Annotated in this window: 30 protein-coding genes and 1 other annotated feature; of the genes, 22 read left to right on the top strand and 8 right to left on the bottom strand. The window is 37.9% G+C overall.

The features are described from left to right. The first annotated feature begins 87 nt into the window (after positions 1-87). The 3 genes from ACIQXI_RS10440 (at position 88) to ACIQXI_RS10430 (ending at position 2,049) form a co-directional block, all read left to right on the top strand. Positions 88-921 (top strand): metallophosphoesterase, encoded by an 834-nt coding sequence (locus tag ACIQXI_RS10440; protein WP_402924278.1) that lies wholly within the window; start codon positions 88-90, stop codon positions 919-921. Positions 922-988: 67 nt separating this feature from the next. Beyond that, the gene (locus tag ACIQXI_RS10435) at positions 989-1,630 is read left to right on the top strand and encodes a peptidylprolyl isomerase (protein WP_402924275.1); all 642 of its coding nucleotides are present in this window, start codon (positions 989-991) and stop codon (positions 1,628-1,630) included. A 272-nt stretch (positions 1,631-1,902) separates the two neighbouring features. Next, positions 1,903-2,049: a DUF2651 family protein gene (locus ACIQXI_RS10430; protein WP_402924273.1), complete on the top strand. Its 147-nt coding sequence runs from the start codon at positions 1,903-1,905 to the stop codon at positions 2,047-2,049. On the opposite strand, the gene ACIQXI_RS10425 is transcribed toward ACIQXI_RS10430, so the two are convergent. Both ACIQXI_RS10425 and ACIQXI_RS10420 read right to left on the bottom strand, forming a co-directional pair. Then, complete coding sequence (locus ACIQXI_RS10425; RefSeq protein ID WP_402924271.1) at positions 2,039-2,386, bottom strand: BRCT domain-containing protein; 348 nt, start codon at positions 2,384-2,386, stop codon at positions 2,039-2,041. The two genes, ACIQXI_RS10430 and ACIQXI_RS10425, sit on opposite strands and share 11 nt — an antisense overlap. 24 nt (positions 2,387-2,410) lie before the next feature. Further along, entirely contained in the window at positions 2,411-2,773 is a 363-nt protein-coding gene (locus tag ACIQXI_RS10420) for a YbgA family protein (protein ID WP_402924269.1), read from the bottom strand. Between the two features lie 106 nt (positions 2,774-2,879). Between ACIQXI_RS10420 and ACIQXI_RS10415 the strand changes: the two genes are divergently transcribed. The 3 genes from ACIQXI_RS10415 (at position 2,880) to ACIQXI_RS10405 (ending at position 5,799) form a co-directional block, all read left to right on the top strand. Then, the gene (locus ACIQXI_RS10415) at positions 2,880-3,629 is read left to right on the top strand and encodes a hypothetical protein (RefSeq protein WP_402924267.1); all 750 of its coding nucleotides are present in this window, start codon (positions 2,880-2,882) and stop codon (positions 3,627-3,629) included. A gap of 50 nt (positions 3,630-3,679) precedes the next feature. Further along, positions 3,680-3,890 (top strand) — a binding site (T-box leader). Between the two features lie 47 nt (positions 3,891-3,937). Next, a complete protein-coding gene (proS, locus tag ACIQXI_RS10410; RefSeq protein ID WP_402924265.1) occupies positions 3,938-5,374 on the top strand; it encodes a proline--tRNA ligase in 1,437 nt (478 codons plus the stop codon). Between the two features lie 68 nt (positions 5,375-5,442). Continuing rightward, a complete protein-coding gene (locus tag ACIQXI_RS10405; RefSeq protein WP_402924263.1) occupies positions 5,443-5,799 on the top strand; it encodes a YhfM domain-containing protein in 357 nt (118 codons plus the stop codon). A 19-nt stretch (positions 5,800-5,818) separates the two neighbouring features. Here the strand turns inward: ACIQXI_RS10405 and ACIQXI_RS10400 are convergent, their stop codons facing one another. Next, a complete protein-coding gene (locus ACIQXI_RS10400) occupies positions 5,819-5,947 on the bottom strand; it encodes a hypothetical protein (RefSeq protein ID WP_402924261.1) in 129 nt (42 codons plus the stop codon). A 320-nt stretch (positions 5,948-6,267) separates the two neighbouring features. On the opposite strand from ACIQXI_RS10400, the gene ACIQXI_RS10395 reads away from it, so the two are divergent. Continuing rightward, on the top strand, positions 6,268-6,519 hold the full coding sequence (locus ACIQXI_RS10395; RefSeq protein ID WP_402924258.1) for a phage holin: 252 nt from the start codon (positions 6,268-6,270) through the stop codon (positions 6,517-6,519). Positions 6,520-6,609: 90 nt separating this feature from the next. Beyond that, the gene (locus tag ACIQXI_RS10390) at positions 6,610-8,685 is read left to right on the top strand and encodes a DUF2339 domain-containing protein (protein WP_402924256.1); all 2,076 of its coding nucleotides are present in this window, start codon (positions 6,610-6,612) and stop codon (positions 8,683-8,685) included. A gap of 49 nt (positions 8,686-8,734) precedes the next feature. Here ACIQXI_RS10390 and ACIQXI_RS10385 read toward each other — a convergent pair whose 3' ends face one another. Genes ACIQXI_RS10385 through ACIQXI_RS10375 form a run of 3 tightly spaced genes read right to left on the bottom strand, consistent with a single transcriptional unit; the run spans position 8,735 to position 11,287 of the window. Beyond that, positions 8,735-10,402 carry a DUF7305 domain-containing protein gene (locus ACIQXI_RS10385; protein ID WP_402924254.1) on the bottom strand — a complete coding sequence of 556 codons (1,668 nt, stop codon included), beginning with the start codon at positions 10,400-10,402 and terminating at the stop codon, positions 8,735-8,737. Next, complete coding sequence (locus tag ACIQXI_RS10380; protein WP_402924252.1) at positions 10,402-10,863, bottom strand: PulJ/GspJ family protein; 462 nt, start codon at positions 10,861-10,863, stop codon at positions 10,402-10,404. The genes ACIQXI_RS10385 and ACIQXI_RS10380 overlap by 1 nt, the downstream gene beginning before the upstream one ends. 7 nt (positions 10,864-10,870) lie before the next feature. Next, entirely contained in the window at positions 10,871-11,287 is a 417-nt protein-coding gene (locus ACIQXI_RS10375) for a hypothetical protein (protein WP_402924250.1), read from the bottom strand. Between the two features lie 327 nt (positions 11,288-11,614). On the opposite strand from ACIQXI_RS10375, the gene ACIQXI_RS10370 reads away from it, so the two are divergent. The 10 genes from ACIQXI_RS10370 (at position 11,615) to ACIQXI_RS10325 (ending at position 21,355) form a co-directional block, all read left to right on the top strand. Continuing rightward, on the top strand, positions 11,615-12,943 hold the full coding sequence (locus ACIQXI_RS10370) for a VanW family protein (protein ID WP_402924247.1): 1,329 nt from the start codon (positions 11,615-11,617) through the stop codon (positions 12,941-12,943). A gap of 18 nt (positions 12,944-12,961) precedes the next feature. Beyond that, positions 12,962-14,635 (top strand): GspE/PulE family protein, encoded by a 1,674-nt coding sequence (locus ACIQXI_RS10365; protein ID WP_402924244.1) that lies wholly within the window; start codon positions 12,962-12,964, stop codon positions 14,633-14,635. A gap of 10 nt (positions 14,636-14,645) precedes the next feature. Then, a complete protein-coding gene (locus ACIQXI_RS10360; RefSeq protein WP_402924241.1) occupies positions 14,646-15,692 on the top strand; it encodes a type IV pilus twitching motility protein PilT in 1,047 nt (348 codons plus the stop codon). Beyond that, positions 15,689-16,894, top strand: coding sequence for a type II secretion system F family protein (locus tag ACIQXI_RS10355; RefSeq protein ID WP_402924238.1), 1,206 nt, complete (start codon positions 15,689-15,691; stop codon positions 16,892-16,894). The genes ACIQXI_RS10360 and ACIQXI_RS10355 overlap by 4 nt, the downstream gene beginning before the upstream one ends. A 77-nt stretch (positions 16,895-16,971) precedes the next feature. After that, complete coding sequence (locus ACIQXI_RS10350; protein ID WP_402924236.1) at positions 16,972-17,451, top strand: prepilin-type N-terminal cleavage/methylation domain-containing protein; 480 nt, start codon at positions 16,972-16,974, stop codon at positions 17,449-17,451. Between the two features lie 107 nt (positions 17,452-17,558). After that, complete coding sequence (gene pilM / locus ACIQXI_RS10345) at positions 17,559-18,533, top strand: type IV pilus biogenesis protein PilM (RefSeq protein WP_402924234.1); 975 nt, start codon at positions 17,559-17,561, stop codon at positions 18,531-18,533. Continuing rightward, positions 18,533-19,126 (top strand): PilN domain-containing protein, encoded by a 594-nt coding sequence (locus ACIQXI_RS10340; protein WP_402924232.1) that lies wholly within the window; start codon positions 18,533-18,535, stop codon positions 19,124-19,126. The genes pilM and ACIQXI_RS10340 overlap by 1 nt, the downstream gene beginning before the upstream one ends. Then, complete coding sequence (locus ACIQXI_RS10335; RefSeq protein WP_402924230.1) at positions 19,123-19,812, top strand: hypothetical protein; 690 nt, start codon at positions 19,123-19,125, stop codon at positions 19,810-19,812. The genes ACIQXI_RS10340 and ACIQXI_RS10335 overlap by 4 nt, the downstream gene beginning before the upstream one ends. A gap of 55 nt (positions 19,813-19,867) precedes the next feature. Further along, a complete protein-coding gene (locus ACIQXI_RS10330) occupies positions 19,868-20,620 on the top strand; it encodes a prepilin peptidase (RefSeq protein WP_402924228.1) in 753 nt (250 codons plus the stop codon). 12 nt (positions 20,621-20,632) lie between these two features. Then, entirely contained in the window at positions 20,633-21,355 is a 723-nt protein-coding gene (locus ACIQXI_RS10325; RefSeq protein ID WP_402924225.1) for a gamma-glutamyl-gamma-aminobutyrate hydrolase family protein, read from the top strand. 41 nt (positions 21,356-21,396) lie between these two features. Here ACIQXI_RS10325 and lexA read toward each other — a convergent pair whose 3' ends face one another. Next, positions 21,397-22,014 (bottom strand): transcriptional repressor LexA, encoded by a 618-nt coding sequence (gene lexA, locus ACIQXI_RS10320; protein WP_402924223.1) that lies wholly within the window; start codon positions 22,012-22,014, stop codon positions 21,397-21,399. 165 nt (positions 22,015-22,179) lie between these two features. Between lexA and yneA the strand changes: the two genes are divergently transcribed. Together yneA and ACIQXI_RS10310 are read left to right on the top strand one after the other, a co-directional pair. Then, positions 22,180-22,494 (top strand): cell division suppressor protein YneA, encoded by a 315-nt coding sequence (gene yneA, locus ACIQXI_RS10315; RefSeq protein ID WP_402924220.1) that lies wholly within the window; start codon positions 22,180-22,182, stop codon positions 22,492-22,494. 2 nt (positions 22,495-22,496) lie between these two features. After that, entirely contained in the window at positions 22,497-23,162 is a 666-nt protein-coding gene (locus tag ACIQXI_RS10310; RefSeq protein WP_483869712.1) for a YneB family resolvase-like protein, read from the top strand. Here ACIQXI_RS10310 and ACIQXI_RS10305 read toward each other — a convergent pair. After that, positions 23,159-23,695, bottom strand: coding sequence for a GNAT family N-acetyltransferase (locus ACIQXI_RS10305; RefSeq protein ID WP_402924217.1), 537 nt, complete (start codon positions 23,693-23,695; stop codon positions 23,159-23,161). The genes ACIQXI_RS10310 and ACIQXI_RS10305 overlap by 4 nt on opposite strands. 172 nt (positions 23,696-23,867) lie before the next feature. On the opposite strand from ACIQXI_RS10305, the gene ACIQXI_RS10300 reads away from it, so the two are divergent. Both ACIQXI_RS10300 and tkt read left to right on the top strand, forming a co-directional pair. Next, positions 23,868-24,101 (top strand): DUF896 domain-containing protein, encoded by a 234-nt coding sequence (locus ACIQXI_RS10300; RefSeq protein WP_402924214.1) that lies wholly within the window; start codon positions 23,868-23,870, stop codon positions 24,099-24,101. Between the two features lie 220 nt (positions 24,102-24,321). Then, the gene (gene tkt, locus ACIQXI_RS10295) at positions 24,322-26,316 is read left to right on the top strand and encodes a transketolase (protein ID WP_402924211.1); all 1,995 of its coding nucleotides are present in this window, start codon (positions 24,322-24,324) and stop codon (positions 26,314-26,316) included. The last annotated feature ends 16 nt before the right edge of the window (positions 26,317-26,332 follow it).

The raw sequence follows: 26,332 nt of genomic DNA, 5'->3' as shown, positions 1-26,332 counted from the left end.
TTTCCGACTATCATAAAAGTACACATTACTGTAACATAGCACCTTTATAATAACGGTTATAGATTTGAAAGGGGCATTCGAAGTCGAATGAAAAGTTTAAAATGGATTATAAGAATAGTATTATTACTAATAGTAATAATAGGTTTACTAGTAGGATACGCTTTTAAAATTGAACCAAATCGGCTTGTCGTGCATTCTTATGATTTACATGGAAACAAAGGACAAGCTTTGAAAGTAGTACAACTATCCGACATACAAGTAAGTGAAACATATACTGTCAAACAATTGCAGGATTTAGTCAACAAGGTTAATGAATTGTCTCCTGATATCATTGTTTTTACGGGAGATTTATTTGAAAATTTTGCTGCCTTTCAACATAAACAGGACGTAACGGATAAATTATCGCAGCTAACAGCGACGGTTGGGAAATATGCCATCTGGGGTAACCGTGATTACGGTGGTGGAGCTTTTAAAATATACGAAGATGTCTTGTCCAATGCAGGTTTTACATTATTAAATAATAGTGGAGTCGCTGTCGATGTATTAAATGGTAAAAAGCTATTTATAGGTGGCTTGGATGATGGTTTGCTCGGAAATCCGGATGTTGATGAGTTGGTAGCGACAATGAATGACAACTTTGATTATAAAATGGTCCTTATGCATGAGCCGGATATGGCAGACCTTTTAAAAGATACTTCGGTGAATTTACTGTTGGCGGGTCATAGTCATGGCGGACAGATAAGGATTCCATTTATTAAAACAAAGACTACTGCATTAGCTGAAAAATATTATGATGGATTTTATACGATTAATAACAGTACGGGCATGCAACTTTATGTCAATACTGGCATTGGCACGTCAAGAATTGCTGCACGTTTTATGGTGCCACCCGAAATTTCTGTATTTAATATTCATTTATAAGATTAGTTGTCGTGACTAACCTATAATTATATAATGCAAGTAACTGACTAGATAGGGAGCTGAAAGAATGTTGGCACGATCGAAAGTATTATATTTTGTCATTAGTCTGATGGCACTTGTTGTTGTTTTGACAGGTTGTAGTAAGGATAAGACCGCGGAAGACAATGTTGATTATGCGTCTAATGTGAAAGAAAATCCAATTGTAACAATTACAATGAATAACGATAAAAAAATTGTCATAGAACTAGAGCCGAAAGTAGCGCCAAATACGGTGGCAAATTTTGTTTCCTTAGTGGAGAAAGGTTTTTATGATGGTCTTATTTTCCATCGAGTAATTCCTGGCTTTATGGTTCAAGGGGGCGATCCTGCTGGCAATGGATCAGGGGGTCCTGATTATTCGATAAAAGGTGAATTTGCTAGTAATAAATTTGAAAATAATTTAAAACATGAGCGCGGTGTGATTTCAATGGCGCGGACAAATGATCCAAATTCTGCAGGTTCTCAATTTTTTATTATGACAGAAGAAGCGTCACATCTTGATGGGGATTATGCGGCATTTGGCAAAGTAATCGAGGGAATGGAAACGGTAGATGAAATCGTAGCCGTTGAACGCGATGCAACAGATAAGCCACTAGAAGATCAAATTATGAAAAAAGTCGAAGTGGATACAAAAGGCTTTGCATATCCTGATCCGGTAGTGCAAAAATAGTTTTACATAAAAACACGTTGATTGGTTGCGATGATGCACAACTAGTCAACGTGTTTTTATAATGTTAAAATATGGTGATTTCTATCATTAAGGAAATGACTATTAGAAGCTCTGCAGATGCGATAATGTAGCATTTTCTCCAACGTGTTAGAAGTTGAAGAAGAATGACCTTAGAAGGAAGAATTAAAGATATGGAATTTCTTTTTGCACTAATAATATGTCCTATTGTTGTGGTCATAGCAACAAGCCTTTTTGTGAAAAAATGATTTGTCATGCCTATCGTAACGTTTATTGTGTTTACAATCTTAACTTTTACTTTGTTCAATGCAACCTTTTTTATGTGGGTAGTTGTGTATTCTTTGCTTTCATTATTTGTCAGTTTAAAAAGGCAATATAAGAAAAGAGACGTTAGAGTATAGTAGAGGGTACATATTCTTTTTGCATTGAAATCAGCCACATAAAATCCTCTTCAGCAATTATTTGAATGTCATAGCCACGGTGCATAAACTGCTCGGCTTTTAAATGCTTTGTGCTTTTGTCGCGACGGTTTTTGCCAAGAATCAAGAAATGAGTGTCCTTTGTAACGGCTCCTTGGATTAATGCTCCGCAAGTGCGTGCTTTTTTCGCTGCTTCTGAACGGGTCATCGTGGAAAGGGCCCCTGTAAAGACGATATGTTTATTATAAAATGGATGCATTACACGTTCGCATGAATTAGAAAAGAAGATGATTTCGTTGTTGTCTAGATTGTCGTTCATATCAAATCTCCTAATTGGAGGGCCTCAATACCCTTCGTTTTGTAAAATAGTACTTTCTTGTAAATAACTAACGTGATAGTGGGTAGCTAATTGTTGTAAAAAATAAAGTAGTGTTGCGCTATCACCAGCTTGAAGTAGTTGCTCATAATGTTGTTTTTCATTTACTGTGGCAACTTTCCGGAAATAGCCCCACATATGCTGACAGGCATTGCGCATACTGCCGTCAGTTGGCGTTTGCTGTAAAGCGTCTTTGATTAATTGTTCGATGTGCTCATGGGACAGTTGATCACGCATTGCCTGACGAAGTTGATTGTAATGCTTTTGGCTATGATACATTACACGGTATTTTTCTTGTCGCCATAATTTTTCTGTTCGTTGCCGGTTCATACAATCACCTTCCATTTCTATATCAGTATAAACATCATATAGGTTGATTAACGACAATTCTATCATATTTTTAACATCATAAAGTTTTGAACAGGGGGGATAGGATATGGCATGTGAACAATTATTGAAAAATGTGGACACATTAATGCATTTGCACGCACAAGGACTTCTTGGTGGAGAAACAATGCCAGAAGATGTGTTAATTGATGTGGTCAAACAACAAGACTTACTAGAAGTTTTAACGCTCTCGATGGCTTTAAATTATCAAAGAAATTCCTATACGCTTTGGCAATCCGTTGTAAAAGCTTATCAAGATGAAAAAACTAAGTGGATTTTTCAGCCGAAAACGGTGGTAAGTAGTGATATAACGGAGTTGCGCGAGGCATTACTTTTACACCGTGTTGGGTTACAACCAAATCGACATCCAGAAATTTGGTATCGTGTGGCACAAGGAATCGTTCGTTCCTCGCCAAAAGGAAATGTAGAAGGGCTAGTGGAGTCTGTTCAATTTAAAATCCATTCGTTGAAAGAGTTAATGCAAAATACTCGGAAATCGGATTTCCCTTATTTATCTGGTCCTAAAATTTTTAATTACTGGCTTTATGTGTTGGAAAGCTATACAAATGTTTGCTGGAAAGATAGGGAGCTAATCACAATTGCACCTGATACGCATATTTTAAAGGCTACTGTACAATTAGGGTTATGTCCGCCAACAGTATTAAAAGGTGGGGCACATGATCGACAAGCTGTCGCGCTTGCCTGGGAACAAGTGCTGAAGGGAACAGGCATCGCACCAATTGATGTTCATACACCTTTATGGCTATGGTCTAGAGCTGGATTTCCTGCTCTTTTGTGACAGTAATGATTGAATTACAATGAGCAAATTGGTATATTAATGTATACATATTATAATCGATGATGTGATCAAGTAAGTAAGGATTGTGAAACAGAAAGTATAGCCTAGGCTGAGAGCTATATCACCTCTTCTTATTGAACCCTACCACGGAGATGTCAGTTAATAACTAACCGAGTCGTTTCGTTACAAACGTTTAGAGGGCTTATTATGTAAGTCGAACTAAGGTGGTACCACGTCAATTAGCGTAAAGACGTCCTTTATGAGGATGCTTTATGCTTTTTTTATTGAAAACTAAGGAGGAATAAACGATGTCACAAAAAATAAACGATTTTTCAAAATGGTATGTAGATACAATTCAAAAAGCAGATTTAATGGATTACACGCCAGTTCGTGGCTGTATTGCGTTTAAACCAGATGGCTATGAATTATGGGAGCATATTCAAGCGGAAATGGATAAGCGCTTTAAGGAAACAGGTCACCGCAATGCCTATTTCCCAATGCTTATTCCAGAATCATTTTTCCAAAAGGAAAAGGATCATATTGAAGGGTTTTCACCAGAACTTCCTTGGGTAACAGAAGCGGCCGGCGAACAATTAGAAGAGCGTTTAGCATTGCGTCCAACTTCTGAAACGATGATTGGCCATTTATATTCAAATTGGATTAAAAGTTATCGCGATCTTCCAGTGTTAATTAATCAATGGGCAAACGTATTCCGTTGGGAGAAAAAAACACTGCCATTTATCCGTACGTCTGAATTTTTATGGCAGGAAGGTCATACGGCGCACGTTGATGAAGAAGATGCACGTAAAGAAACAATGCAAATGTTAGCAATTTATAAAGAAGTTGTCGAAGGATTATTAGCGATTCCGGTCTATGATGGACAAAAAACACCGTCAGAACGTTTTGCTGGAGCGGTTGATACATTTTCGATTGAAGCGATGATGCAGGATGGCAAGGCTGTCCAAGCAGGAACATCTCATTATTTAGGTACAAAATTTGCTGAAGCATTTGATATCAAATATTTAAATAAAGAAAATAAACATGTCCATGTCCATACAACATCGTGGGGCACGTCCACTCGTCTAATCGGTTCGGTTATTATGGTGCATGGCGATGAACAAGGTCTTGTTTTACCACCACGAATTGCCCCAACACAGGTGGTATTAATTCCTGTTGGTCCATGGAAAAAGAATCCCGCAATTATGGAGAAATTAGATGAAATTTTTGCAGCGTTAAAAGCGAAAGGCATTCGTGTTCGTCTTGATGATTCAGATCAATCACCAGGCTATAAATTTAATGAATGGGAACTTAAAGGAGTACCTGTACGTATTGAATTAGGTCCACGTGATTTAGAAAATCAACAAGGCTTAATGAAAGCGCGTGATGAAGATGAAAAAGTATCTGTTTCTTTAGAAACAATTGTGGAAAGCATTGAAAAAGAACTAGCAACAATGCAAACACGACTATTTGAAAAAGCAAAAGCTTTCCGTGCAAACAACTCACATACACATATCGATACAATGGAGCAGTTAAAACAACATTTAGCTCAGGCAGAACAAAATGAAACAATTCCTGGTTGGGTATTAGCTGGTTGGTGTGGAGACGATGCGTGTGAAGAAAAAGTCAAAGAAGAAACTAAGTTCACAACACGGAACATACCATTTAACCCACCGACGACGAAGCATACTTGCATTCATTGCGGCAAAGAAGCAGCGCATACTGTGTGGTTTGCTCGTGCTTACTAATTATTAATAGGCGATTAATAGTATACTGGAGTACTTCCAGTATGCTATTTTTTGTTAGGAGGAACATTATGAAAAATATTTACATCCTATCAGTATTGCTTTTCGTTATATTGCTTTCAGGTTGTACTTCAAACAAAGTGATTGTTGTTGAAATGGAAAGCTTTGCGAAAGAACTACCAGAAACAAAGAAGACCTTTAACAAACCGACAATTATCAATGATTTCACAACGGCGATGACAGAAGCACATAAAAGAGACGGTATTGCCGATGTTGCGGACCCCGATTACAAAATTAAAGTAGGCGCAGACTCTTTTTTTCTTTGGCTAAGTGAAGATTCAGGCATGATAATGTTCACAAATGATCGAGAGACAAGATATATGCTATCAGATGAATCGACTGCAAAGTTAAATGCCATTTTTAATTAGAAGGCGCAAATTGTGGATACTACTCCATTAGGTACAAGACAGGAACCCGTCCATGTCTTGTACCTTGACTTCTTCCCCCATCATTTTCCCAACGATCAATATCCCGTCCATCTTCGTCCCACACGTCAGGTCTTTCGTGGCCAAACATTTTTTAATCACCCTTTTTATATTTTTATTTCTATATTATGTCGTGTTGTAGGTTTTCGTTCATAAAGTGAAAATGCTCAATCGCCGAAAAGGTGGCGTGAATCGCTGATAAGATGTGGCGAATCGCCGATAAAACAGATGAAATCCTAGGTAAACCAGCGCGACTCAACGGTATGTGCGATAACTATCGTTAATAGAAAAAATAACAACTAGTTCGTTGGGAAGAAATAATAAATTCCACTGATTAAAGCTATATTTTTGCATATGTGGCAAGTTGTTCGGTGCATATACTGTGGTGAGGAAGGGGGGAGGTGAGCAATTATGAGAATTAACTGGAAAATTCGATTCATGCACAAACCATTTATATTGGCGCTATTTTCCATGCTGCTACTACTCGCTCAACAAGTAGGCGCTTTGTTTGGTTTCGATTTAACAACTGGAATGAGCGAGCAATTGACAACTATTTTAAATACAGTGTTATCGATTCTTGTATTAATGGGTGTTGTGGTGGATCCGACTACTAGTGGCACCAGTGATAGTGAACGGGCTTTAATGTATCGTAAACCTCGCTAATTTTTTATTCCACTTGAAAAAGTGTAATTTTACAATAAAAGTGAATATGCTATAATGTAATAAAATTCTAATTGTTAGGGGGATGATTGTTTGTCTCGAGAAATGGAGCAGCGAATTGCTAAGCTAGAACAAGAGATGGAAGCATTGCGACAGGAAATGGATGTGTTAAAGCACCAACAGCCACTTAAAAAGACAACTGTAAATAATGTTAACCGATCCATCACTGTACAATCTGCAAAACCACTACCTAAATCAACGCCAGCACCGAAAGCACAGAAAACTAAACCACAGCGCTCATTTGAAGAACAAATTATGTGGGCGCTCCCGAAAGTATTTATGGTGATTTTAGTATTAGGCGTGTTATGGGGACTAAAACTAGTTAGTGATTATGGCTACTTATCAAACGGGGTGAAAATCATCCTCGCTTATTCATTATCCGTCGCATTGGCTGCGATCGCCTATGTTGTAGAGCATAAAAAGTTTGGATCACCAGCCATTACTATTTCTTTATACGGCGGGGCATTTATTGTAGGTATTTTAACAACTGCGGCTGGCGCCATTTTGTATGACGTACTTGCTTTAATGTTAGCGCTAACTATTGCCATTATATATATTGTCTATGGCATAGCCATTAGCTATTTCAAGAAAAATGAAGTGCTCACGGTTTTTGTAGCCTTTACCTCGTTGTTATTACCTTATTTACTAGAATACATGGATTTTAACGCGTTAATCGTATTGCTCTTTGTACTGGTATTGTTGACATTGCTGCAAGTTGTTATTTGGCATCACAAACAAAAAATGGCACTTTATAGTTCGACTTTTTTCTCTATCTTAGCAGTCGGAATTATAGCGTTTCTGAATAGTGACCATCATATTATGTTTTCGTTAGGGCTAATTATGACACAGATTATCTTTTACATGAGTTGGTGTCGCTTGTATAATGTTGAATCAACATGGCGCTCTATTCATGTCGGAGTGCAATTTACTGTAGGTATCTTGAGCTTACTACTTTTGAACTTAATTAGTAGTCCGCTAGCATTTAATGAGCTACTACTGCTTGGGCTTTGTATTTTGTTTGTAACTGTAGCGAGTTATGGCTATAAGCAAAAATGGCAGGAGGCATTTGATAGTGCCGTAACACTCGCATTTATAACACTTTGTAATACGCTTTTAGTAATGAATCTACCAGAAAAGGTTGATGATTTACTGCTACCATTGATAACATTTGCAGGCGTTATGATGAGCTTACGACTTCGCATCAGCTTAATGAAGGTCGTTAGTTCCATAGGTTTTTCAATTGTACTTATTTTAAGCTATGTCGCACACGAACCAACACCATTTTTCAGCATAGAGCATATTAGTTTAATCATGCCTGGCGTATATCTCTTCATTATTTATATGTATGCAAGGCGTCAAAAGGAAACAGTAAATGCTTTTGAGAAGCTAATGCAAGATGTATATGTACTAGATTTATTAGCTGTTATGACGGCTGGATACTTCCTCGCATATATTGCTAAGCTTGATAGTGTTTATGTTTCGGGTGCTAGTAATTTCCCACATTTAATGAGTATCGCTATCGCACTATTTTTTGCAGGTTCACTAGTGCTACCAGCTCACTTTAAAGGGCGGGCACTAACGCCAGTTCTCACTGTGTTATTCCTGTTCTTTACACTAATGATTAGCGGCATTCCTTATCATATGCAAGGGATAGAATGGCTTAATATTGGAACAAGACTTGTTTATATCGCAGTGATAGTGGCCATTATCGCTGATTTACTGATGCAGGGGCGCATTTATCAATTTTATCAACAATATATGACGAAATTTTTAGATTGGACTGTCAGCATAGGCGTTGTTTGTACGATGATTGCACTTTGTGGTCTAGTATCGCAGCTAGCCTATAACGACTTGCTAGCATGGAAGCTCAGCATCGCACTAACAACCATTACATTATTCTTATCTGCCAGTCTATCACTATGGCTCGGTTCGATCCGCCAGTTGCGAATACTTCGCCTTACTGGATTTGCCATATTAGCTTTCGCGTTTATTAAGATGATATTCTTCGACTTATCTGCACTAGATTTATTAATTAGAGCAGTACTATTTATATTGATTGGCGGTATTGGTTTGTTGTTGTCCGGGCGGTTGTTGAGGAAAACAGAATAAAAGAAGGCACTGGGGAGAGTTACAGTTTCTCTCGCAGTGCCTTTTACTATTATTTTTCTAGTATAGATTCTTCTGTTATATGTTTATTTGGCGGAGAAGGGTTGCCTGGGTTTGGATTTTCTCCTGGATTTGTTGAACCGCCCCCGTTTTCTGGAGGAACAACACTTTCTCCAAAGGTAATATTCCCACCACCGTCTACTAAAATATTATCTGCCACAATTGCACCTTTTATGTTTGCGCCACCTTGGACTTTTATAGTAGCATTTGGTGCAATAATATATTGACTAGTTGAATTAAATCCGCCATTAAAAGTAACATTTTGGCCACCAGTAAAGATGTTGCCTTTTATGCCAACCCCACCTGAAAATGTCAAATCGGCTTCTTTTGCATAGAGTGAACCGACTATTTGTGTTTCATTAGAAAGTGTTAATGGCGTTGTACCACTATAAAGAAAATTTACTTGGCTGAGATCGCCTCCGGTATTAAAGGACCCCTTAATATTAAACGTATTTTTTACATAAATATTGAGCTTGCCTGTTCCAATAATTTTTATATGTCCTTGTATAATATCAAGGTTTTCAATATACAGGTCTTTATCAGAATTGCCTACATTAATCGTAATAGCATTGTTTTGATCAACTTTAAATTGTTTAAAATGTGTATCTCCCGTTAAATTTAATGTGTAATTGTTCGCTATCCAATTATCTGCTTGGAAATTACCATTATGAATAATATTAGTTTTATTCCATTGATCCTTCGCAGCTTCTTCGTTTGCTGGATATTTTAATTGTGATAGAGTATCCATTCTATCGCTAGGGAATGGTGCAAGTACATTTTCAGGGAAATTTTTACTGCCGTTTACTTGATTTTTATATTTATCTAAACCGGAATGTTCGATTTCAAATCTATCTAGAGAAGTGCCGATACTTCCAGAAATAGAAGCGCCTCCTCCTAATCGGATAATGCCATCAGCACTAGCGACATTGCCAGTAATTTTTCCGCCACCCGTTACGATAATATTGCCTTTCGTTTGCACAGCATATTCTTTCGGTGAAAAATGCCCACCATTTGAACTGCCATTGCCTTCGTTAGTACCACCATTACCGTTGGAACCACTACCATCAGGAATCTCTATGTCAGCAAATTCTAAGCTAATCGTTATATATTGCTGTAATGTTCTAGTAATGGCAGTGTTTTTAAACAGCCCTGTTGATTCCATTTCATATTGGAGTTGATCTTCTTTGTCATTTTTCAAAGTTATATAAACATTAGCTTCAGGTGATTGACCGAATTGTTCCTCAAAAATAGGTTTTTTAAAAGGCTGTTGGTTTAGATTGGTCATCGTATTATCTAATGTTACTGAGGAATTTAAGTCTGTGGGATAACCTAACAGTCTTAATTCATCTAGTAATAAAGATTTATAATTAGGTGGATCTCCTACAGGTTGCTGCTCGTAAGCTATTTTTGCAAGATGATAGTTGATATCTGCTTGTGCAAAGGCTGTGTCAAGGCTTAAATTAAAATGCGCTCGACCATAGTTTAAACCAGCCTCTGCAATATAGTAGATTGACTGGTCATCGCGTTCATGAGCTGAGGTTTTTAACGTGTTGTTGGCAATCTTAATAATGCTTAAACCAAGAACAGTTACTAATATAATTGTTAAAAAAACGAATAAAAAAGAGTATCCCCTTTCATCCATTTTACGAAGCTGTTTCATTACTTTGTCTCTCCTCTAATAGTCAGTTTTGTTTCAAAGGTGACATTATTTTTATCCACTAACTTCACAATAATATTATTACTATCTTTTTCTATGGGGAAATCGATGATATTAGTAGCAATAACTTCCTCGCTCATAGCTGTGTCCCCATCTCCCTTCCTTTGTCGAGTTAAAGTGCTCTTATCTGTTAAGTGATAGACAATGAGAACGTTATCCTTATGTAACAAAGTGCCTGTAGTGGGGTTATTCTGTTCGTAAGTTATAGCGCGTCGAAAATCTTTTGTAATTATTTTCAAAGCATACGAAGCATCTTGTAATTCTTTATTTTTAGTCACTTGTTTTTGGTGATTATTCGTACTTGAGCTCAAAATACTCACTAGAAGAACAGCAATGATACTAACTATGACTAACACAGCTAACACCTCAATTAAAGTTAAGCCATGTTGGTGTTTTATACGCATACATAATTCAACCTCCTATGTTATATCTATTTTCAAAGCGGCTCTTTAACACATTATTTTCAAATACTTCTATGATGACCGTTGTTAAATTTAATGCAGCGTAATTATTGTCAGCTACCATTGTAAGCTGAATGTTCACCGTATTGCTTAATTCCTTTTTCCAAGTGTTTTCTGTGATTTTCATGTACTGAGGCATTTTCTCCATAACTGCTTCTACCGTTGGTTCCGTTCGATTTGTATAGATAGTTTCCATTTCCTGTTGTGCAACATATGTTGCATCGACAATATCGTTTGATGTCACAGTTGTCTTATTTGACTGTAAAAATAACGCGACAAAGGATAATAAAATAATGGAAATTAAAATAATGGAGGCAATAACTTCTACTAAACTTAGACCTTTGTCATTGTGAAGAAATTGTTGCATTATTTCCCCTCATTTCTCATATAGTAAATTCGATTGTGATTCATATAGACTACTTAAGTTTAGGTATTTTGTATTAAATAAATGTGATTAAACGCATTGTTTTTCCTTAAAAACAGCATCAGTATTATTTATTTTTATATTAAAATTTCATTATTTAGGTAATTTTAATGAAAATAAATTGAAATAATATTTTTTTATGTAAAAATAAGGTGAAAAGTAGTGTAAAATTTACTCCATTATAGTATTATCTGTATAAATAATGCAATAAATTCCTAGGACATTTTCAATATCAGCTGTCACTGAACTATGAGGAAAAGGTGGGTGTCGATGAAAATATACATAAAACTAGTAGGAGTAATAGTTTTACTTTTTACTTTACTAGGACTATTGCTCTCTCCTGTGTTATTGACTAGTAAGGTGTTTGCAAAAGGAACTGCGAGTAATGTAACCATTAGTGGAATTGATGTTGGCAGCCTAGCGGAAGAAAAAATAGAACCAACACTTCAAAAGGCTGTTGATGAGTGGAAAGAACAACCACTGACGATACAGGATGAAGATGTAACACTGACAATCCATGCTAGTAATCTATCATTTAATGTAGCAGCAGTCGTTTCCCAATATAAAACCGTCACAGCAAAGCCTTGGTATGCTTTTTGGCAGAAACCAAAAGAAGTTGAGCTTACAATCCCAGTTACATTAAGTGAGGCTGCACTAAAAAAGATTGCAGGGGTAAGTTCATGGAATCAGGAGGCGATTGTTAGTCAAGCATTAGCCCAAGCAGGGGGACTACTTGACCATTCAGTTAATGCCATTGTTCTAGAGCGAAATATGATAGAAAACGAACGTTTGGCTTTCCAGCTAGCAGAAATTCCAATTGAGGCAAAAGGCACTGAGCTGATTGTGAGCTTAATGAAAGAACATATATTGTTATCGCAAGAACCTTATTCCTTATTGCAAGTAATTGGTGAACAGTCAGCTTCTGCCAACGAGATAGCCATCAATTTTATTGCCTCAACTTTATATAGTGCAGTACTACAAACAGATATAGAATTGCTAGAACGTCATGTTCATGAAAAGTTGCCCCATTATTTACAACAAGGTCTTGATGCAAAAGTGAATGGGGCGGTAAATAAGGATTTAAGATTTGTTAACACTTCTAACCAAGCGAAAAAATTAAAAATAGCCATAGAAGGACAAACATTAAAAGTAGAAATTTTTGCACCGACAAAAGAGAAAGAAATTATGCTCCATATTAGTCAAGACAACATAGTAAAACCCCGCATTATTTATCGTTATTCGGACGACTTAGTGGCAGGACAACAACGAGTGGATCAAGAGGGACAAGAGGGGATACGAGTAGAGGTGTATCGCTCCATTGTTGAAGATGGCAGTACAAATGAGCAATTGATAAGCAAAGACTATTATGCGCCATTAAATCGTATTGTTACTCGTTCATCTAAAGAACCGAAAATGATTACTACAACTACTCAAATTACTGGAAAAGATACAGTAGATGCAGATTTACAAATTGATTTGGATGATAACGGCTTAGCTGATGTAGAAGAACCCGTTATACCTAATTCACAAGAAGCTGGTCCAGAAATCGTCTATGGCTATTATGATAAAGGTGGAAATTTTGTGCAAACAAGTCCGTGATGAAAGGGTGATAGGTAGATGGTCGTGAATGCAGGAGGTCGTAAGCGGTTAGGTGATTTGCTGGTTGAATCTGGTGTCATTACTGCAGACCAATTAGATTACGCTCTAACAACGAAAATGAAAGAAGAAAAGTTAGGGGATTTCCTTATAAAGGAAAATTTTTTAACTGAACAACAGCTAATCGAAGTACTTGAATTTCAGCTCGGCATACCACATATTAGCTTGAACCAATTTTCGATTAGCCCTGAGTTGCTTCAATTAATTCCTGCTGAACTTGCAAAGCGTATCAATATCATGCCGATTCGTAAGGACAAAAACAAATTATTTATCGCCATGGCAGACCCGATGGATTATTTTGCTATTGAAGAAGTACGTATGACGACGGGCTGTCAAATTGAAACGAGTATCGCGGCGAAGGACGACTTATACCGGACGATAACAAAATATTATGATTTACAGGAATCGATGGAAGCGGCCTTGCAAGATTTAGGGGCAACAGCTACAGAAATGCAGGAAGAAGTGGAGAATGAGGATTCTCCGATTGTGCGTTTGGTCAATCAGATTATTGCAAATGGAGTCGCTCAGCGTGCAAGTGATATTCATTTTGACCCTCAGGAAACGGAACTACGAGTTCGTTACCGTGTAGATGGTGTGCTCAGAACTGAACGCTCATTACCAAAGCATATGCAAAATGTTGTACTCGCCCGTATTAAGATTATGGGCAATTTGAATATTACGGAAAACCGTATTCCACAAGATGGTCGTATTAAAACAAATGTTAATTTTAGACCGGTTGATATTCGATTATCGACTTTACCAACGGTTTACGGTGAAAAAGTAGTGATGCGTATTTTAGATTTAACAAATGCTACAAATGCAATTGATAAATTAGGCTTTAGTGAAAGTAATGAGCAGCATTTTCGTAAAATGATTGCACATCCGAATGGCATTATGCTTATAACAGGGCCAACAGGATCAGGGAAATCTTCCACTTTATATGCAGCTTTAAATCATTTAAATGAAGATGGAGTCAATATTATTACCGTAGAAGATCCAGTTGAGTATCAACTAGATGGGGTAAATCAAATTCAAGTAAAAGAAGAAGTTGGATTATCATTTGCTACAGGTTTGCGTTCGATTTTAAGGCAAGACCCGGATATTGTCATGGTAGGTGAAATACGAGATTTTGAAACAGCTCAGATTGCTATACGTGCTTCCTTAACTGGCCACTTAGTGTTAAGTACATTGCATACCAATAGTGCTGTAGAATCTATATCGCGTTTACATGATATGGGGATTGAGCCGTTCCTGTTGTCATCATCACTGATAGGTGTGATGGCTCAGCGATTAGTGCGGAAAGTATGTCGGGATTGTGCAGAAATGTATCCTTTCACTACACGTGAACTTGAAATTCTTGAGGTCAATGGTATTGAAGGTATAACGCATGGTCAAAAAGGTCGTGGTTGTCCTGCTTGCAATCACACAGGCTACCGTGGACGGATGGCCATCCATGAAATTTTACCTGTTAATCGTACAGTAAAAGAAATGATTTTAAGTCGCAAAGGAGACATTGTGATACGAGAGTACATGAAGGAGAACGGCTATCATACATTGTTAATCGACGGTCTATTAAAGGTCGTAGCTGGGAAAACAACCACAACAGAAATTTTACGCGTTGCTAGCGCAGACTAAGAGGTGAAACATGAAAGCATACTCAATTATTGAACTTTTATCACGTTCATTTGAAGAAAAAGCGTCAGATTTACATCTAACAAAAGGTATTCCACCTGTATATCGTATTCATGGCAAACTTGAACGATATGGCACGGTACCTTTAGAAACAGAGGACTTACTGGAAATGGTGCAAGCTATTCTCCCACCTTATAAACAACAAGAGTTTGAAGAGAAAGGGGAAACCGATTTTAATTTTTCATTGCCCGGGAAATGTCGATTCAGGGTGAATGCGTATCATCAGCGAAATGAAGTCACGATTGCAGCGCGCTTAATCGAGGCAAAAATCCCTTCCATTGAGGCACTGAATATGCCGCAAGTTTTGTATCAACTTGCTGAAAAACCACAAGGGTTAATTTTAGTGACAGGACCTACAGGCTCAGGTAAATCAACTACGTTAGCAGCAATGATTGATCATATAAATGAGACAAGCTCCAAGCATATTATTACGTTAGAAGATCCAATCGAATATTTGCATACACATAAAAAATCGGTCATTAACCAGCGAGAAGTTGGTGTCGACACAATAAGTTTTGCTAATGGTTTGCGCGCTTCATTACGACAGGATCCAGATATTATTCTAGTAGGTGAAATGAGAGACTACGAAACAATCTCGACGGCCATAACAGCGGCTGAAACAGGACATCTCGTTATGGCTACTTTACATACAAGTAGTGCGCCGACAACAATTGACCGCATTATTGATGTATTTCCACCACATCAACAAAATCAAATTCGAGTGCAATTGGCAAATGTCTTACAAGGCATTATTTCTCAACGCTTGTTTGTTCGCAAAGATGCAAAAGGACGTATTGCTGCGACTGAAATTCTCGTTCAAGCACCAGCGATTGCCAACCTAATCCGTAATGAGAAAATTTATCAAATACCTAGTGTGATGCAAACAAGTAAAGCCCTTGGTATGCACACATTAGAATCTTCGATGCAACAGCTAATCGCAGTAGGAAAAATTTCATTGGAAGAGGCGAGACCATATATGAACGCTGGTGATTATCTTTGACGGTATTTCGTTATAGTGGTCGCACGAAAACAGGGGCTCATAAAAAAGGCATAATCGAAGCGCCAAATAGAAAAGTAGCAATAGATAAACTGCGTCAACAAGGTATTAATGCACGTGATATGCAAGAGTCAAATAGTATTCTGCATAAAAATATAGCCCTAAGTACAAAGGTTAAACATCAGGATTTTGTTATCTATTGTAGGCAGTACGCGACGCTAATTCGCGCAGGTGTGTCTGTAGTTGAGGCAACGCATATTTTAGGAGAACAAACACGAAATAAAACATTAAAACGTGCATTGATGCAAGTGGAAGAGGATCTTCGAAGTGGTACATCATTTTCAAATGCTGCAGCAAAACATCCTAAAGTATTTCCGGTGTTGTTTATTAATATGATGCGTGCAGGGGAAGCGACCGGGAATATTGATGACACATTGGAGCGCTTAGCTGGCACGCTAGAAAAGCAATATAACATTAAGAAAAAAGTGCAGTCTGCTATGACTTATCCTGCCGTTTTAATGGTTCTAACTATGGCTGTAGGGATGTTTTTAATGGTATTTATTGTGCCGACATTTATGGCAACTTTTAAAGATATGGATTTACAATTGCCACTTATTACGCTCATAGTTGTCGGGATAAGTGACTGGCTTATTCACTATTGGTATATCGTTATATTGTTTCTCGTGATATTAGTAGTGGGCTTTAATTATTTTTATAAAAACAATAAGGATTTTCATTATTTACTCAATGTTATGTTATTACGTATGCCCGTGTTCGGACAACTTCTACAAAAGAATGTTATCGCTCGGATGACGAGAACATTAGCTTCATTATTTAGCAGTTCAGTGCCCATTTTACAGGCATTGACGATTGTTGAAAAAGTTGCGGGTAATCCCGTTATTGGCAAGGTTGTACATGAAGCACATGATAATTTAGAAAAAGGTGGTACTTTATCAGAGCCGCTTGAGAAAAGCTGGCTATTCCCGCCTTTAGTGACACAGATGACATCTATTGGTGAACGAACGGGCTCGCTTGATTATATGCTCGAAAAGATCGCTGATTTTTACGAGGATGAAGTAGACCGAGCTGTTGATACATTAAAATCTTTGGTCGAACCAGTTATGATCCTTGTACTTGCATTAGTAGTAGGCGTTATTGTAGCGGCTATCTTTATGCCAATGTTCCAGTTATATGAAAATATGTAGAATATTAAAATGTCTTTTCGCGAAGGAAGACCGTGTCCACTCACACTTCAAATAAAAGAAACTAGGAGGAACCAACCATGTTCAAAAAACTATTAAATAAGAAACTAGTAAAAAACGAAAAAGGTTTAACATTAATCGAGTTACTGGCGGTTATTGTGATCTTAGCAATCGTAGCTGCAATTGCCATTCCTTCAATTGGAAATATCATTAATAAATCAAAGGATCGAGCTATTTTAGCAGAGGCATCTAATATCCTAGCGGGTGCGAAAATTGCTTATGTTGATGGTGCATGTAGTGGTAATACAGGAGATACTGTAAGTTGTAGTGGTGATGTATTAAAACCATATGTAGATGGAATTGATGTTAGTGATGTTACAGTAACCTTTGCTAAAACAAATGAAGATTGGGAAATTACCTTTAAAAACTTAGAGAATATTCAATTAACGGAATATAGTGTTGGCAATCCTGCAAAAGAAAAAGCAATTAATGAAAAATTGAAAAAAGCCGGTGGAGGACCTAAAACCGATACGCCACCAGATGGTAATAAAGAAAATTAATTAGTCCTCCCAACCCATCCTAATGTTTCTATTCCTTAGGATGGGAACTGGATAACTAATAACTAATAACATCATGTATGCATCGTAGCAAAAGGAGGTCTTTTCACATGTTTAAAAGAAAGAGGAAATCGCATGTTTCAATCGAATTAAAAGATTATGTGTTGCGTGCGATTGTGGCGAAAGGACCAGAGCCTAATCAATGGCAGGGCTATGAGCTACCTTTAGCTCCAGGTATTGTAGAAAATGCAATGATTGAGGATGAAGTAGCGTTATTTAAAATTATTCAAGAACAAGTAGTGAAATGGAGTGGGAAAAAACAAGCAGTGCGTATGTTTGTACCAGATACAAATGTTTTGCTAAAGAGTTTTGAGCATGCAAACGACGTTGCACCACATGAACTGAGAGGCTATGCAGAGATGGAGCTTGGTCATTCTATCCATTTACCCTTCCAAGATCCTTTAATTGATGTATACGACCCTAAACCCGACGATGGCAAGGCAATGTTATTTGCGGCACCATCAGAAGAGATAAATAAAATGGTGGGTATGTTTTTAGATGTTTCGTTAGAACCACAAGCAGCAGATATTCGCGCGTTGTGCAATATTCGATTATTAGAGCATTTAACCATATTAACGGGTGAGCGTACTTATTTAATTGCGGATTGGTCTATTAATGAACTGTCTATCAGTATTTTCTCGCAAGGGCAGTTGGAATTTTTGCGCTATCAATCGATAGAAACAGATTTAAGCCAATGGCAAGTGAAAAAGGAAGATGAGTTTAGCTATCAGTTTAGTAATGAAGGTGAGCTTGATGATTATCGTCTAGTCGTCATGGATCAAGTACTGGAAATAGATCGTATGATGAATTTCTTTAAATTTTCTTTACATAAAGGGGAAAAAGCCGTTGATGAAATAATTGTCCTCGGCGATAATCCGCAATTAAAAGTAATCAGCAGTTTGTTAGATACTAATTTAGGGGTACCGCTAACAATCGTCCATGGAGAAATGGTAGAGCAGTATTTCCCAGGATTTAAACGGGAATTTGCTACTTTATTAGGGTTAGCTTTAAAGGAGGTTCACTAATGGTTCCAGATATTAACCTCTTGCCACAGCTTGAAAAAAGAACTGCTAGCCCAAAGTTATTTTATGGCGTGCTTATAGTCATAGTAGGTTTGATCCTCGCCTATTTTTTGTTGTTATATTTTACTGCTACGAGTGATATCAAAAGATTACAGTTAGAAGAACAAACGTTGACTACAGAGCGTGATCAATTACAACAAACGTTAAATGAACAACAGCTATCTAACAAGGGGAATTTGCAACAGTCCGTGCAATATGTTCAAAGTATTGCATACCCTGTCACACCATTGATTGATGAAACACGTCAGTTATTACCTGCTCATGCTTATTTACGTAGTTATGTATTTGGCCAAGATACAATCAATATTTTAGTAGATTTTGAATCAATGCCTGATATTGCAACATATGTAGAACGACTCTTGGTAAGTCATTATTTTAAAGATACGCAAATCAGTTCTATTGCCAATTTTGAAGTACAAGTTGGGGAGCAAAAAGAGCTAACACCTGAGCAAAAGTTTACAGAAGTACCACGTTATTCAGTTTCCATTACAGCGACCATTGATTTTATGTACTTAGCTGGAGGTCGACCTTCATGAATAAGCTTACTAGTCATAAAAATTCATCCATCCTATTGTTAATCGCATTCATTGCGGCGCTATTATTTGCACTTTATTATTATGTATTGCAACCAAAACATGATGAGGTAATAGCAAAAACAAATCATGTTGAGCAAGTGCAACAGCAAATGAGCGACATGAAAAAAGAACTTATTGCCTTAGAGGAAAGGCAAAGTGAGCTTACGATGGATAGTTTAATCATGCGTCAAAAGGTACCGGGAACAAGGGCTATAGAAAAAATAATTTTAGATGTGGTAGAAATCGAAGAAGTGACAGGCACTCGTGTCGAGTCACTGAATTTTAATAATTATGATACTGCTGTTGCCCAATCTGAAGTTAGTAATCCTAATGAGCTCGAAAAAGCAGAGGCAGAAGTCAATGGAGACAACATAGATACGGAAGAAACTATACCAGTTTCGAGCATTGTGAAGGACAGTTTACCTGATAATTTAAAGTTAGTGACCTTTAGCGTCAATGTTGTAGCCTTGAATTTTAAAACACTTGAGCAATTTTTGCAGGAAATAGAGCAATTAGAGCGTGTCATGAAGATCGATATGATCAATTTAACCATCCCAGGTGAACAAGATTTGTTGAACGCAGAGGCAGATGTAACCATCAAGGCTACCATCCAGGTCACAACCTTCTATTATGAAGGAGAACAATGAAGAAGGCGCGCATACTCCAATGTATGGGCGCTTGTTGGTTTAGGAGGCAATAAAAATGGATATGGCTTATACAATACTAATTTTCGTCTTTGGGCTTGTGTTTGGATCGTTTTATAATGTTGTCGGTTTACGTGTGCCGAAGAAGGAGTCGATTGTTTCACCTCCTTCGCACTGTACGACTTGTCAGAGGCAATTAACGGCAATAGATTTAGTGCCGGTGCTGTCTTATTTGTTTTTAGGTGGAAAATGTCGAGGTTGTGAGCAAAAAATTTCCTGGATTTATCCGCTAATGGAGCTATTAACAGGGGGATTATTCGCCTTTGCCTATTGGCAATTCGGCTTTAGCCAAGAGTTTGTCGTCGCACTATTATTCATTTCTTTATTAATAATCATCGTGGTTTCAGATTTTGCCTATATGCTAATTCCAGATAAAGTGCTGTTGTTCTTTTTTCCACTATTAGCATTAGGACGGGTGTTGTCGCCCTTAACCCCTTGGTGGGATAGTATCGTTGGTGCTGTCGTCGGCTTTAGCATATTATATGGTATCGCTGTCGTATCACGAGGTGGAATGGGTGGTGGCGATATTAAATTATTCTTTTTAATTGGTCTTGTGCTTGGCACGATTAATACGTTATTGACCCTTTTTATAGCAGCGGTAATAGGTATGATAGTTGGCATAATTGTGCTGAAAGTACGGCAACAAGGTCGGAAAACGCCGATTCCATTTGGACCATCGATTGCGTTAGCAGCGGTAGTAGTGTATTTCTATGGCGATGTCTTAATAGATTGGTATGTAGGATTTTGGTAAGGGGGTATAGGAATGAAACCGATTATTGGTATAACAGCGTTTGCAGAAGATGATTTATCGTCAAGATTAAATGTAGCCTACAGCAAAAGTATCATTGAAGCTGGTGGTATTCCGCTAATTATTCCATTAGGGATAGAGGAAGATGCAGCCCAAGTTTTATCGCTGACGGACGGCTTATTATTATCTGGTGGACATGATGTTCATCCATTTGAATTTGGGGCAGAGCCATTACCGAAATTAGGACAGATACATCCTGAACGAGATAGGGTAGAGCTTGCGTTAATACAGGCCGCTATTTCAAGGCATATGCCCATTTTTGGCATTTGTCGTGGAATGCAAATGCTCAATGTGGCATTCGGGGGAACTTTATACCAAGATATTGATAGCGAATACCATAGTAGTAGGCTGTTACAACATACGCAACAAGCGGCTCGTGGTGTTGCAAGTCATTATGTGCAATTAACAGCCGATACGTTGCTAAAAACGATTATGGAAGAAGAAAAAATTGCAGTGAATTCCTTTCATCATCAAGCGGTCAATGTGTTAGCTGAGAAATTCATGGTTGCGGCAAAATCGAGTGATGGCTTAATTGAGGGAATCGTTCACGAAGAGTTCCCATTTTGTCTAGCTGTTCAGTGGCATCCAGAGGAACAAGCAATTGTAGGGGATATTGCTGCACAGAAGCTTTTTAAGGCATTCGTTAATGCAAGCTTAAAATATAAAAGAGAAGCATGATAAGTGCTTCTCTTTGTTGTTTGTATAAGTATGAGAATGCATTAATGTACACGGCGATATAAGCCAACTACCTGTCCTAAAATTGAAACTTGGTCTACAATAATTGGTTCCATTGTAGCGTTTTCTGGTTGTAAGCGGAAATGATTTGTCTCCTTGAAGAAGCGTTTAACAGTTGCTTCATCTTCTTCCGTCATGGCAACGACAATATCTCCGTTATCAGCAGTTGCTTTTTGTTTGACGATAACGAGATCCCCATCTAAAATACCTGCCTCAATCATCGATTCACCCATTATTTCTAACATGAAAAGTTGATCTTCACTTGTGCCGTAAATATCAGGTAATGGGAAATATTCATCAATATTTTCAATCGCAGTAATCGGTGAACCAGCTGTTACTTTTCCTACAAGTGGTACATGGATAACACTTTGCTTTTGAATTGAATCTTCAGGTTCTAAAATTTCAATAGCTCGTGGTTTAGTAGGGTCACGTCGAATATAGCCCTTTTGTTCTAAACGAGCTAAATGGCCATGAACTGTTGAGCTTGATGCAAGTCCAACTGCTTCACCAATCTCACGTACAGATGGTGGATACCCTTTTGCGCGTACTTCTTCTTTAATAAACGCTAGTATGTCCTCTTGTCTTTTCGAAACTTTTTTCATGATTGCTCACCTCTTTTTTTTAGATCATTCTTCTTATTTGATAGTATAGCAGAATGCGAACACTTATGCAAACATAGGTTCGAAAAGTGTTTGACAAAAACATTTGTTCGTTTTATTATAAGAACATACATTCCGAACAAACATTCTGAAAAGGGGAAAAGATGAATGAATTGGTTTAAAAAAAATACACATATTTCAATTTTATTAGGCGCATTTTTACTATTTGCAGGTTATCTTATTATTACTGATCCCGGAGACATTACTTATACTGAAATTTATATCGAACATGGCGATAGCTTATGGTCGTTAGCCGAACAATACCGTGGTAAAATGGGTACGGATGACTGGATAAAGCTTGTGAAAGCCGAGAACGAATTACATAGCGTGAAAATAGTTGCAGGAAAATCACTTGTTATACCAGTAGTGGGGGACAATGAGTTACCCACCAATTCAATTGAAATTGCGAGAAGTGAAAAATAAAAATGATGACTAAACAACAAACGGCTGTAATTTATTGCCGTGTTAGTACCGACAAAGAGACACAAAGTTCTTCGTTGGAGCGACAACAAGAGGAATTGTTACGCTATGCGAAAGAACAAAACTATGATGTGAGATGTATTTTTCAAGATAAGCATAGCGGCTATGATGTAGAGCGTGAAGGATTGCTTGAAATGCTAGATTTTATTAAAGAAAATGGTATACACGCATTATTTGTGCAAGATGAAACACGTTTAGGACGTGGTAATGCACGTATGGCTGTACTACATTTATTGCAAAAAACAGAAACAGATGTTTTTTCAATGCGAGATGCTGGCCCTGTACAATTAAATGAAATGGATACAATGTTGCTTGAAATATTAGCCATTGTTGAAGAATATCAGCGTAAAATCCATAATGCGAAAATCCGTCGCGGTATGCGTCGTGCAGTAGAAAATGGATATCGTCCTGAACATAATTTGTCTAATCGTGGTAATCCGAATGGTCAGGAACGAAAAGAAGTGCCGATAGAAGAAATTGTTAAGCTGCGCAATCGTGGCTTTACCTTTGAAGAAATTGCGATGACTCTGAAGGGGCTTGGCTTTGAAGTAAGCAAAGCAACGGTCCATAGGCGCTATCAAGAACACCAAGAAAGATTAGCAGGCAATTAATTTGCACTGCTAATCTTTTTTTCTAGCCATTCTTCCTGCAAAATGGCGTAGTAGTATTCATCCCACCATTCGTCTCCATGCGGTATACACTTTTTAAAAAATCCTTCACGTCGCATGCCTATTTTCTCCATTACTCGATAGGAGGCAATATTTTCGGGTTGGCATGTGGCAATAATTCTATGAAGCTTCATTTTAGAGAAGCCGTAATCTAATAGGGCATGTGCTGCTTCTGATGCATAGCCTTTCTGAAAATACGCAGGATTTAGCACCCAGCCAATTTCATATGTATGGTCGCCAAAGTATTGGTGGAATACTAGATGACCAATGACTTTGGGTTGATCATGTAAAACAATTGCGAAATGTTTGGCTTGCTCTCCGCTATTATCTGTAATAAATTTTTGTACTTGTTGCGCTGTATAAACACCTTCTGGCATATAGTGCATCACCGTTTGATTGGACATATAGCTATATACAGCCTGCCAATCTTGGGCCACAAATTTGCGAATCAAAAGTCGTTGTGTTGTAATATTCACCTTATTTCCTCCTAATACTTTCTGTTATTATTAGTTATACAGCACTAACATCTGGAAGTCATGTAAATTATGGCTAAGAAGTGTTTTTAAGGGTTGGTATAACTGCATTTTAAGGGAAAGCATGCTATACTTTGCATACTGAAGTAATAAAGGTATTGAAAGGTGTGTCACAATGTTATCAAAAGAAAAAATTAAGCGAATCAATGAACTAGCAGCCAAAGCAAAAGCAGGCAATTTAACGGAAGAAGAGGCGAAAGAGCGTACTTCTCTTCGCAAAGAATATTTAGATACGTTTAGAGCCACAATGCGCGATACGATTGAAAATGTGAAAGTTGTCGATGAAGAAGGCAATGACGTTACACCTGAAAAGGTAAAACAAGCGAAAAAAAATAAATTTCTAAATTAATATGTCACATTTCATCCAGTGCTCAAATGTGTAGCAATACAATTGTTATAGCTGGATAACATTCTTCATTCAGTACTTTTATTTTAAAAAGCAAGTTACAGAATGATGATAAAGTATGTCATAAATCTCAAATAGTATAACAAAAGCATTGTTTTCTAGGACAATGTTGACTAAACTGTAGTAGAACAATATATAGGACGAGAAAGGATGTCACAACATAATGACTCAACATGCGGATCAACTAGCGATTAATGCTATCCGAACATTGTCAATCGATGCAATTGAAAAAGCAAATTCAGGTCACCCAGGCTTACCAATGGGGGCAGCGCCAATGGCTTATACGCTTTGGACAAAACAACTTCGCCACAATCCGGCTAATCCAAAGTGGTTTAACCGCGATCGTTTCGTACTTTCAGCAGGTCATGGCTCTATGCTTTTATATAGCCTACTTCACCTTGGTGGTTACGGCCTACCAATGGAAGAAATCCAAAACTTCCGTCAATGGGATTCATTAACTCCAGGTCATCCAGAATACGGTCATACTGTTGGGGTAGAGGCAACTACAGGTCCACTTGGTCAAGGGATTGCCATGACAGTTGGTATGGCAATGGCAGAGCGTCATTTAGCTGCTACTTACAACAAACCAGGACATGATATTGTCGATCACTATACATTTGCGCTTTGCGGCGACGGCGACTTAATGGAAGGCGTTGCAGCTGAAGCCATTTCATTAGCTGGTCACTTAAAACTTGAAAAATTAATCGTATTATACGATTCAAACGATATTTCTTTAGATGGTGATTTAGAAAAATCATTCTCTGAAAACGTGCAAAAACGTTTTGAGTCATATGGCTGGAACTATTTAAAAGTTGCTGACGGTACAGATGTAGAAGCTGTGAACCAAGCAATCGAAGAAGCTAAAAAATCTACTGGCAAACCAACACTGATTGAAGTGAAAACAGTTATTGGATTCGGTTCTCCAAACAAATCAGGTAAAGCAGATTCTCACGGTGCGCCACTAGGTACTGACGAGGTTGTATTAACAAAAGCAGCATATGAATGGGCACATGAGCCATTCCAAATTCCTGCTGAAGTATATGATACATTCAATGCAGCAGCTGAAGTACAAGGTGCACAGTCTGAAGCAGCTTGGAATGCAAAATTTGAAGCTTACAAAGCGGAGTTCCCTGAATTAGCAGCTCAATTCGAAGATGCAATGAATGGTAAGCTGCCAGAAGATTTCGCAGCAGAATTACCAGTATATGAAGCAGGTAAATCTGTAGCAACACGTTCATCTTCAGGTGATGCAATCAACGCAATTGCGAAGAAAACTCCATCATTCTTCGGTGGTTCAGCTGACCTTGCAGGCTCAAATAAAACGACGATGAAGGGTGCAGGCGACTTCTCAGCGGATGACTATGCTGGTCGCAATATTTGGTTCGGTGTGCGTGAATTTGCAATGGGCGCAGCGATGAACGGTATGGCTCTTCATGGCGGTGTTAATGTCTTTGGCGGAACATTCTTCGTATTCTCTGATTACGTTCGTCCTGCAATCCGTCTTTCTGCTTTAATGGGTCTTCCTGTGACATATGTCTTCACACATGACTCTATTGCGGTAGGGGAAGATGGTCCAACACATGAACCAATCGAACACTTATCTTCATTACGTGCAATGCCTAATCTTTCTGTTGTTCGTCCAGCAGATGCAAATGAATCAGCAGTTGCATGGGAGCTTGCTGTTTCGTCTGAAAAAACACCAACTGTGTTAGTATTATCTCGTCAAAACTTACCAGTGCTTGACGCGTCAATCGAAACAGTGCGTGAAGGTGTAGCAAAAGGCGCTTATACGGTATCACCTGCTTCTAAAGAAGTGGCAGATGCTATTTTAATTGCAACTGGTTCTGAAGTATCACTTGCAATCGAAGCTCAAAAAGCATTAAAAGCTGAAGATATCGATGTAGCAGTCGTATCAATGCCATCAATGGATCGCTTTGAAAAACAAGATGCAGCATATAAAGAATCAGTTCTTCCAAAAGCTGTCACAAAACGTTTAGCAATTGAGATGGGTGCATCATTCGGTTGGCACAAATACACTGGCTTTGAAGGTGACGTTCTGGCAATCGACAAGTTCGGCGCTTCAGCACCAGGCGAAATCGTTATGGAAAAATACGGTTTCACTGTAGAAAATGTTGTAGCGAAAGTTAAAGCGCTATAAGATTAGCTTTCGTAAA

The sequence above is a fragment of the Lysinibacillus sp. NPDC097195 genome (assembly GCF_044762075.1).
Taxonomy (GTDB): Bacteria; Bacillota; Bacilli; order Bacillales_A; family Planococcaceae; genus Lysinibacillus.
The sequence above is the reverse complement of the archived record's forward strand: the minus strand, read 5'-3'. Positions and strand labels throughout refer to the sequence as shown.

Excerpts from the sequence above, each read along its gene's own strand:
- ACIQXI_RS10440 (WP_402924278.1), top strand. The coding sequence starts at position 88 with ATGAAAAGTTTAAAATGGATTATAAGAATAGTATTATTACTAATAGTA.
- ACIQXI_RS10435 (WP_402924275.1), top strand. The coding sequence starts at position 989 with ATGTTGGCACGATCGAAAGTATTATATTTTGTCATTAGTCTGATGGCA.
- ACIQXI_RS10430 (WP_402924273.1), top strand. The coding sequence starts at position 1,903 with ATGCCTATCGTAACGTTTATTGTGTTTACAATCTTAACTTTTACTTTG.
- ACIQXI_RS10425 (WP_402924271.1), bottom strand. The coding sequence starts at position 2,386 with ATGAACGACAATCTAGACAACAACGAAATCATCTTCTTTTCTAATTCA.
- ACIQXI_RS10420 (WP_402924269.1), bottom strand. The coding sequence starts at position 2,773 with ATGAACCGGCAACGAACAGAAAAATTATGGCGACAAGAAAAATACCGT.
- ACIQXI_RS10415 (WP_402924267.1), top strand. The coding sequence starts at position 2,880 with ATGGCATGTGAACAATTATTGAAAAATGTGGACACATTAATGCATTTG.
- proS (WP_402924265.1), top strand. The coding sequence starts at position 3,938 with ATGTCACAAAAAATAAACGATTTTTCAAAATGGTATGTAGATACAATT.
- ACIQXI_RS10405 (WP_402924263.1), top strand. The coding sequence starts at position 5,443 with ATGAAAAATATTTACATCCTATCAGTATTGCTTTTCGTTATATTGCTT.
- ACIQXI_RS10400 (WP_402924261.1), bottom strand. The coding sequence starts at position 5,947 with ATGTTTGGCCACGAAAGACCTGACGTGTGGGACGAAGATGGACGGGAT.
- ACIQXI_RS10395 (WP_402924258.1), top strand. The coding sequence starts at position 6,268 with ATGAGAATTAACTGGAAAATTCGATTCATGCACAAACCATTTATATTG.
- ACIQXI_RS10385 (WP_402924254.1), bottom strand. The coding sequence starts at position 10,402 with ATGAAACAGCTTCGTAAAATGGATGAAAGGGGATACTCTTTTTTATTC.
- ACIQXI_RS10380 (WP_402924252.1), bottom strand. The coding sequence starts at position 10,863 with ATGCGTATAAAACACCAACATGGCTTAACTTTAATTGAGGTGTTAGCT.
- ACIQXI_RS10375 (WP_402924250.1), bottom strand. The coding sequence starts at position 11,287 with ATGCAACAATTTCTTCACAATGACAAAGGTCTAAGTTTAGTAGAAGTT.
- ACIQXI_RS10370 (WP_402924247.1), top strand. The coding sequence starts at position 11,615 with ATGAAAATATACATAAAACTAGTAGGAGTAATAGTTTTACTTTTTACT.
- ACIQXI_RS10365 (WP_402924244.1), top strand. The coding sequence starts at position 12,962 with ATGGTCGTGAATGCAGGAGGTCGTAAGCGGTTAGGTGATTTGCTGGTT.
- ACIQXI_RS10360 (WP_402924241.1), top strand. The coding sequence starts at position 14,646 with ATGAAAGCATACTCAATTATTGAACTTTTATCACGTTCATTTGAAGAA.
- ACIQXI_RS10350 (WP_402924236.1), top strand. The coding sequence starts at position 16,972 with ATGTTCAAAAAACTATTAAATAAGAAACTAGTAAAAAACGAAAAAGGT.
- pilM (WP_402924234.1), top strand. The coding sequence starts at position 17,559 with ATGTTTAAAAGAAAGAGGAAATCGCATGTTTCAATCGAATTAAAAGAT.
- ACIQXI_RS10340 (WP_402924232.1), top strand. The coding sequence starts at position 18,533 with ATGGTTCCAGATATTAACCTCTTGCCACAGCTTGAAAAAAGAACTGCT.
- ACIQXI_RS10335 (WP_402924230.1), top strand. The coding sequence starts at position 19,123 with ATGAATAAGCTTACTAGTCATAAAAATTCATCCATCCTATTGTTAATC.
- ACIQXI_RS10330 (WP_402924228.1), top strand. The coding sequence starts at position 19,868 with ATGGATATGGCTTATACAATACTAATTTTCGTCTTTGGGCTTGTGTTT.
- ACIQXI_RS10325 (WP_402924225.1), top strand. The coding sequence starts at position 20,633 with ATGAAACCGATTATTGGTATAACAGCGTTTGCAGAAGATGATTTATCG.
- lexA (WP_402924223.1), bottom strand. The coding sequence starts at position 22,014 with ATGAAAAAAGTTTCGAAAAGACAAGAGGACATACTAGCGTTTATTAAA.
- yneA (WP_402924220.1), top strand. The coding sequence starts at position 22,180 with ATGAATTGGTTTAAAAAAAATACACATATTTCAATTTTATTAGGCGCA.
- ACIQXI_RS10310 (WP_483869712.1), top strand. The coding sequence starts at position 22,497 with ATGATGACTAAACAACAAACGGCTGTAATTTATTGCCGTGTTAGTACC.
- ACIQXI_RS10300 (WP_402924214.1), top strand. The coding sequence starts at position 23,868 with ATGTTATCAAAAGAAAAAATTAAGCGAATCAATGAACTAGCAGCCAAA.
- tkt (WP_402924211.1), top strand. The coding sequence starts at position 24,322 with ATGACTCAACATGCGGATCAACTAGCGATTAATGCTATCCGAACATTG.